The 6,922-nt window shown below is 65.0% G+C and carries 8 protein-coding genes; 2 read left to right on the plus strand and 6 right to left on the minus strand.

Features of this window, described 5'->3' with window-relative positions; translation table 11 throughout:
• Positions 1-88: 88 nt before the first annotated feature.
• The 4 genes from trmD to ffh all read right to left on the minus strand — a co-directional run bounded on the left by trmD (position 89) and on the right by ffh (position 3,529).
• The gene (trmD, locus tag I6F24_RS31800; protein ID WP_225128095.1) at positions 89-844 is read right to left on the minus strand and encodes a tRNA (guanosine(37)-N1)-methyltransferase TrmD; all 756 of its coding nucleotides are present in this window, start codon (positions 842-844) and stop codon (positions 89-91) included.
• 149 nt (positions 845-993) lie between these two features.
• On the minus strand, positions 994-1,536 hold the full coding sequence (gene rimM, locus I6F24_RS31805) for a ribosome maturation factor RimM (protein WP_225128096.1): 543 nt from the start codon (positions 1,534-1,536) through the stop codon (positions 994-996).
• A gap of 9 nt (positions 1,537-1,545) precedes the next feature.
• Positions 1,546-1,878, minus strand: coding sequence for a 30S ribosomal protein S16 (gene rpsP, locus I6F24_RS31810; protein ID WP_025032875.1), 333 nt, complete (start codon positions 1,876-1,878; stop codon positions 1,546-1,548).
• A gap of 100 nt (positions 1,879-1,978) precedes the next feature.
• Positions 1,979-3,529, minus strand: coding sequence for a signal recognition particle protein (gene ffh / locus I6F24_RS31815; RefSeq protein ID WP_225128097.1), 1,551 nt, complete (start codon positions 3,527-3,529; stop codon positions 1,979-1,981).
• Between the two features lie 453 nt (positions 3,530-3,982).
• On the opposite strand from ffh, the gene I6F24_RS31820 reads away from it, so the two are divergent.
• The gene (locus I6F24_RS31820; protein ID WP_036024561.1) at positions 3,983-5,047 is read left to right on the plus strand and encodes an MBL fold metallo-hydrolase; all 1,065 of its coding nucleotides are present in this window, start codon (positions 3,983-3,985) and stop codon (positions 5,045-5,047) included.
• Positions 5,048-5,223: 176 nt separating this feature from the next.
• The gene (locus I6F24_RS31825) at positions 5,224-5,634 is read left to right on the plus strand and encodes a hypothetical protein (RefSeq protein ID WP_225113772.1); all 411 of its coding nucleotides are present in this window, start codon (positions 5,224-5,226) and stop codon (positions 5,632-5,634) included.
• A gap of 89 nt (positions 5,635-5,723) precedes the next feature.
• On the opposite strand, the gene I6F24_RS31830 is transcribed toward I6F24_RS31825, so the two are convergent.
• Together I6F24_RS31830 and I6F24_RS31835 are read right to left on the minus strand one after the other, a co-directional pair.
• Positions 5,724-6,428, minus strand: coding sequence for an SIMPL domain-containing protein (locus I6F24_RS31830; protein ID WP_036024562.1), 705 nt, complete (start codon positions 6,426-6,428; stop codon positions 5,724-5,726).
• Positions 6,429-6,433: 5 nt separating this feature from the next.
• A partial coding sequence (locus I6F24_RS31835) for a GyrI-like domain-containing protein (RefSeq protein ID WP_225156551.1) occupies positions 6,434-6,922 on the minus strand: 489 nt, incomplete at its 5' end.

Below are 6,922 nucleotides of genomic sequence, written 5' to 3' on the forward strand. Positions count from 1 at the left end.
CCAGCCCTGGAAACGGGGGGCTGCGCAAAATTCGTCTATCCAGCCATTGCGGATTTGGCCGCTCCTATAAGGCAAGCCGGAGCGTTTGTCACCCGTCTGTCTTGGTTTTTGGCGTTTTTTGGCCGCTCCCCCGATTCGCGGCCTTTTCCCACAAATCCGGGCGCCGGGCGGCCGTCAGGGCCTCGGATTTGGCCCGCCGCCAGGCGGCCACCTTGGCGTGGTCGCCGGAGGTGAGGACAGCAGGGATCGGAACCCCCTCGAACAGCTGCGGGCGGGTGTATTGGGGGTACTCCAGCAGGCCGTCCGAAAAGCTTTCCTCGGTTCCGGAGGCTTCCTTGCCCATCACCCCCGGCAGCAGCCGGACGCAGGCGTCGATCAGGGCTAAAGCTGCGATTTCGCCCCCGGACAGCACGTAATCGCCGATCGAGACCTCCTCCAGGCCGCGCGCGTCGATCACCCGCTGGTCCACCCCCTCGAACCGCCCGCAGACGATCAGGGGGCCGGGGCCTCGGGCGAGCTCGGTGACGCGCGCCTGGGTCAATGGCCGACCCCGGGGGCTCATCAGCAGGCGCGGCCGCGCTTTTGACAGGTCTTGCCCGATTTCGGCAGCATCGATCGCCGCGGCCAGAACGTCCGCCCGCAGCACCATGCCCGGGCCGCCGCCGGCAGGCGTGTCGTCGACGCTGCGATGGCGGTCGGTAGCGGAGGCCCGGATGTCGCGCGCCTCGATCTGCCACAGCCCGGACGCGAGCGCCCGGCCGGCGAGGCTCACGCCGAGCGGCCCCGGAAACATCTCCGGAAACAGCGTCAGCACCGTCGCGCGCCAGGGTGAGGGATTGGTCATTGCATCCTAATCTCGTCGTCCCGGGGCGCGCGAAGCGCGAGCCCGGGACCCATAACCACCGCAGCCCGTTTTGCGATAGCTGGAGCGATCAGCTTAGCGAAAAATTCCGGCCTGTGGTTATGGGTCCCCGCCCCCGTGCGCTTTGCGCACTAGGCGGGACGACCCGTGGATGGAGCGTCGCCCTCGTCGTCCCCCTCGATCTCCTGCGGCAACGCGATCACGACGCGGCCGCCTTTGAGGTCGACTTCCGGCACCACCGCGTTGGAGAACGGCAGCAGCATCGTCGGGCCCTTGGGCGGCGCGATCTCGATGATGTCGCCGGCGCCGAAATTATGGATCGCGAGCACCCGACCGAGCGCATCGCCATCAGTTGTGATCGCGGCAAGCCCGATCAGATCGGTGTGGTAATATTCGTCCTCGTCCGTCGCGGGCAGTTTTTCGCGCGGGACGTAGAGCTCGATGCCGTTGAGGCGCTCGGCCTCATCGCGGGTCGCGACGCCCTTGAATGTCGCGACCAGATGATCTTTGGCCTCGCGCACCTGCGCGATTTCGAACTGGCGCCTGCCGTCCTTGGTCGACAGCGGACCGTAGCGGCGGACGGCAAAGGGATCCTCGGTGAAGGTCCACAGCTTGACCGCACCGCGCACACCATGCGCGGCGCCGATCCGCGCGACGCAGACCAGCGCCGACATGATCCGGCCTTACGCCTTGGCGGCGGCTTCGGCCTGCGCCTTGCGCTCCTTGCGCGGCACGGCCTTCTCAGGGTTGTTGCGCGCTTCGCGCTTCTTGACGCCGGCGGCATCGAGGAAACGCGCGACGCGGTCCGACGGCTGCGCGCCCTTGGCGAGCCAGGCCTTCACCTTGTCCATGTCGAGCTTGAGGCGGGTCTCGTTGTCCTTCGGCAGCAGCGGATTGAAATGGCCGAGACGCTCGATGAAGCGGCCATCGCGCGGAAAGCGCGAATCGGCGACGACGACGTGATAGACGGGACGCTTCTTGGTGCCTGCACGGGCGAGGCGGATAACGACGGACATTCAGTTCTCCTTGAAAGTGTGGTTTTGCAAAGTACGTTTTGTTCGGTCGATTGGTATTCCGCGCCGCGCGAGATGCTGATGATCCTGTGCGACGAATTCCTCATTTCTTCTTGCCGGGGAAACCGCCGAGGCCCGGCAGCGTCGGCTTGCCGCTCAGCCCGGTCAATCCGGGAAGGTTGGGCAGGCCGGTGCGAAGGCCCGGCGGCAGATCCTTCGGCAGATTCGGCAGGCCTTGTCCGCCGCCCGCGCCTTGCATCTTCTCCTGCAGCGCCTTCATCTCTTCCGGCGAGGGCATCTTCATGCCGCCGCCGAAGCCCATCGCCTGTGCGATGCCGGCGAGCGGGCCGCGCTTGCCCGATCCCATGGCCTTCATCACGTCGGCCATGTTCCGGTGCATCTTCAGCAGCTTGTTGACGTGCTCGACGCTCTGGCCGCTGCCGGCCGCGATGCGCTTCTTGCGGCTGGCCTTCAAGAGGTCCGGATGACGCCGCTCCTCGCGCGTCATGGAATCGATGATTGCGACCTGACGCTTCAGGATCTTGTCGTCGATGCCGGCGGCCGCGATCTGGTTCTTCATCTTGGAGATGCCGGGCATCATGCCCATCAGCCCGCTGATGCCGCCCATGTTGGCCATCTGCAGCAGCTGCTCGCGCATGTCGTTGAGGTCGAACTGACCCTTGCGCATGCGCTCGGCGGTGCGTGCGGCCTTCTCGGCGTCGATATTGGCGGCGGCGCGCTCGACCAGCGACACCACGTCGCCCATGCCGAGGATGCGGCCGGCGATACGATCCGGGTGGAAGTCTTCCAGCGCGTCGGTCTTTTCGCCGGTGCCGATCAGCTTGATCGGCTTGCCGGTGACGGCGCGCATCGACAGCGCGGCGCCGCCGCGGCCGTCGCCGTCAACGCGTGTGAGCACGATGCCGGTGAGGCCGACGCGCTGATCGAACGAGCGCGCCAGGTTCACGGCGTCCTGGCCGGTGAGCGAATCCGCAACCAGCAGCACTTCATGCGGATTGGCCGCGGCTTTGATCGCGGCCGCCTCTGCCATCATCTCTTCGTCGAGCGTGGTGCGGCCGGCGGTGTCGAGCAGCACGATGTCGTAGCCGCCGAGCTTGCCGGCTTCCAGCGCGCGTTTGGCGATCTGCGGCGGCTGCTGGCCGGCAACGATCGGCAAAGTGGGAATGTCGAGGTCGCGGCCGAGCACGGCCAGCTGCTCCATCGCCGCCGGACGGTAGACGTCGAGCGAGGCCATCAAGACCTTGCGCTTGTCGCGCTGGACCAGGCGGCGGGCGAGCTTGGCGGTGGTGGTGGTCTTACCGGAGCCCTGCAGGCCGACCATCATGATCGGCACCGGCGGCACGGAATTGACGTCGATGGTCTGGCCTTCGGCGCCCAGCGTGTTGACCAGCTCGTCATGGACGATCTTCACCACCATCTGGCCGGGGGTGACCGACTTGACGACTGTGGCGCCGATCGCCTGTTCGCGCACGCGCTCGGTGAAGCTGCGCACGACTTCCAGCGCGACGTCGGCCTCCAGCAGCGCGCGGCGCACCTCGCGCATCGCGGCGTCGACGTCCTTTTCGGTCAGCGCACCGCGCCCCGTCAGACGATCGAGAATGCCACCAAGCCGTTCCGACAGATTGTCGAACAATGCCGTTGTCCTGTTGCTGTCTTCCCGATGGGAAGAGCGCTCCGTAACTCACCGCTGTCATGCCCCGCGAAGGCGGGGCATCCAGTACGCCGCAGCACCTCAGTTCAAGCCGAGCCGCCTCTGGGATACTGGATCGCCCGATCAAGTCGGGCGATGACACCTTCCTGGATAAGCATCTTCCAAACACCTTTGCGCCCGAGGGCGCACAGCGCTGTCGGGCGTTGACCTCCGGCCTCGAGGCCGGTCGGCGGGTCGAAAAGAAAGCCTTTCCGAGAAAGTGGCCGGGTTAAACGCCGCTCCCGCTCAAATGTCAAGGAAACTTAGGGTGTCGGCCCGCCCTTGGTAAGCCAAGGTTTTGAAAACGTGATCTTTTTGTCGCAGGTTCCTTTTCCGCCAGCCCCGCCCATATAGGCGGTGATGTCTTACCCCTCCAACCATCCCTAGAAGCCCGCCGTGCCGATCACCCGCCGCCGCCTTTTCGGACTATTCGCCGGAACCGGTGCGCTGGTCGGCGTCCCCTCCCTCTGGATGTCCAGCATGAAAACCTATGACGGCCCCGCCTCCGATCATTTCGACGGCCTGACCTTCTTCGATCCGGACGGGGCGCCGCCGAAATCGCTGCGCGAGGTGCTGCGCTGGCAGCTCGGCGGCAAGCGGCAGCGGGCGACTTGGCCGGATTGGGCGCCCAGTCCCCATGCCGACACCCCGCCGGCGCGCGTTGACGGCGACAAGGTGCGGCTCTCCTTCGTCGGTCATGCCAGCTGGCTGATCCAGGCCGGCGGCCTCAACATCCTGGTCGATCCGGTCTGGTCGGAGCGGGTCTCGCCGGTCGCCTTCGCCGGGCCGAAGCGGCACAACGACCCCGGCATCGCCTTCGAGAAGCTGCCGAAGATCGACGTCGTGCTGGTCTCGCACGGCCATTACGACCATCTCGACATCGCGACGCTGTCGCGGCTCACCAAGAATTTCGCCCCGCGCGTCGTCACCCCGCTCGGCAACGACGTCACCATGCGCAGCTGGGATTCCACGATCAAGGTGGAAGCGTTCGACTGGCACGACCGCGTCGAGCTCGGCGAAGGCGTCGCGGTGCATCTGGTGCCGACAAGGCACTGGACCGCGCGCGGCCTGTTCGACCGCAACAAGGCGCTGTGGGCGAGCTTTGTCCTGGAGACGCCGGCCGGGAAGATCTACGTGGTCTGCGATTCCGGCTACGGCGATGGCCGCCATTTCCGCCGCGTCGCCGAGAAGCACGGCAAGCTGCGCCTGGCGATCCTCCCGATCGGCGCCTACGAGCCGCGCTGGTTCATGCGCGACCAGCACATGAACCCGGAAGATGCGGTGAAGGCGCTGGCCGATTGCGGCGCGGAAGCCGCGCTCGGGCATCACCACGGCACGTTCCAGCTGACCGACGAAGCGATCGACGCGCCGGCGACAGCGCTGGTCGAGGCGCTGGATGCCGCGAAGATTCCGCAGGAAAGATTCGTGGCGATGCTGCCGGGGCAGGTGGTGGAGATTTAGGTGGTGTATCCATAAACCCGGCGGCTTGATGCGACGAAAGCAATGTCCGCTTTGCTCCCATTGCGGCAGGTGCGTGCGGTTCTGCGCCGTTGAACCAGAAAGCCCATGACGCAACAAAGCACCATGGATTTCTTTTGGTCGGAAGACCTTTATTAATCGATGGATGGAGCCGGCCTGTGGGATTTTTGCTGAGAATTGTGCTTGCAACCGCTCTCGTGAACCTTGCTCCGGCCGCCGCCCAGGCGAGGAACGCCGTCGCTTCTCCTGCCTTGCAGAAGGAATTCGATGGCTTCATCGAGAAGTTTCGCGCGGCGCTGAAGGCAAACGATTCCGCCGCCGTCGCCGGTATGACACGGTTGCCGTTCATGAACGACAACGCAATTCGCGACGCCGCGCAATTTGGCGCCAAGACCTATCGGACCTCGTTCACGGCGAAAAATCGCGCGTGTATCCAGCGCGGCAAGGCCGTCTACGATCGCGATGACTATAAGAACGACAGTTACTTCGTCTTTTGCGGCGAGCTCATCTTCGTCTTTACCAAGACGCCGACGGGGTTTCTTTTTACTGATATCAGCGTGAATGATTGATCGGGCAACAATGCCATCCCCTGCCGCCGGACGTATGATCGGGTCGCCGGCCCATTGGTGTTGCGGCGATGCGCCTCTTACGAAAGCGGCTACTGCCCCGGCTTGATCGCCCAGCTCACATTCACCGTCACCGTCAGCGTCTCTTCGCCCGGCGCAACTGCGGCCTGCGGGGCTGCGGCCATCCGTTCGGCCATGCGGCCCTTGAACAGCGGCACCGGGCCGCCGCCCTCGGTGACGCTGAGCGGCGCGCCCAGCGTCACACCGGCAGCCTTCGCGTAAATCTCCGCCTTGCGCCGCGCATCGGCAACGGCCTGCTCGCGCGCATCATCGAGCAGCTTTGACGCCTGCGTCACCTCGAACGAGATATTGCCGATGTCGTTGGCGCCGGCGCTGACCAGCGTGTCGATGATGCCGGCCACCTTGGTCACGTCGCGGATCTTGACGGTGACGCGGTTGCTGGCGCGGAAGCCGACCACCGGCGAGGCGCCGGTGGATTTGTTCTGGCCGTATTGCGGCTGCAGCGACAGCCGCGAGGTCTGGTAGTCCTTCTCGGCGATCCCGGCGCCCTTCAGCGCCAGCAGCACCTTGCCCATCGCGGCATTGTTGGCATCGGAGGCCTCTTTCGCCGTCTTGGCGTCGTTGGCGACGCCTGCATCGATTTGCGCGAGATCGGGCGCCGCGGATACGGAGGCTTCGCCGCTCACCGAGATCGCGGAGGGAAAATCCTCGGCGCGCGCGGGCGCGGCGAGCAGCGTGGTGGCGAGGACGGCGGCAAGTAGGGCAGGCTTTTTCATCAGTCTCACTTCAGTGGCACGAAAACATTGATCACGAGCTTGTCCTCGGACGTCTTTAGGGGATCGGTGAGGTACTCCTCGATGAAGGTGTCCTTGGCTTCCAGCCTCTTGTCGTCGAGATGATTGGTGATCGCCTCATACGTATTGTCCATGTTGTCGTAGGAGCCGCGATGGACGAATTTCAGCGCCTTGCCTTCAGGCGATTTGCCGATGCTCATGTCCTTGGACAGGTTCTTCGGGTCCTGATCGACCGGGATCTGGGCAAGAAAGGTGAAGCCGGTATCGTCCGTCGAGGTGTAGACGATCATCGAATTGCCCGATGGCTTGATGCCCTGCTTGTCGAGCAGCGTGTTCAACGCCTTGAAGGCGTCGATCAGCGTGTCGAAGGCGGAGTCCCAATTGGCGGTGCCCTTGACCATCACGACCTTCTTCGGCTCGAGCGTGGTCTCGAGGCCAAAGGGATCGGCGGTCTGAACCGGGGCGGGGGTCGCGGC

It is taken from the genome of Bradyrhizobium sp. BRP23 (genome assembly GCF_020194135.1).
GTDB classification, from domain to species: domain Bacteria; phylum Pseudomonadota; class Alphaproteobacteria; order Rhizobiales; family Xanthobacteraceae; genus Bradyrhizobium; species Bradyrhizobium yuanmingense.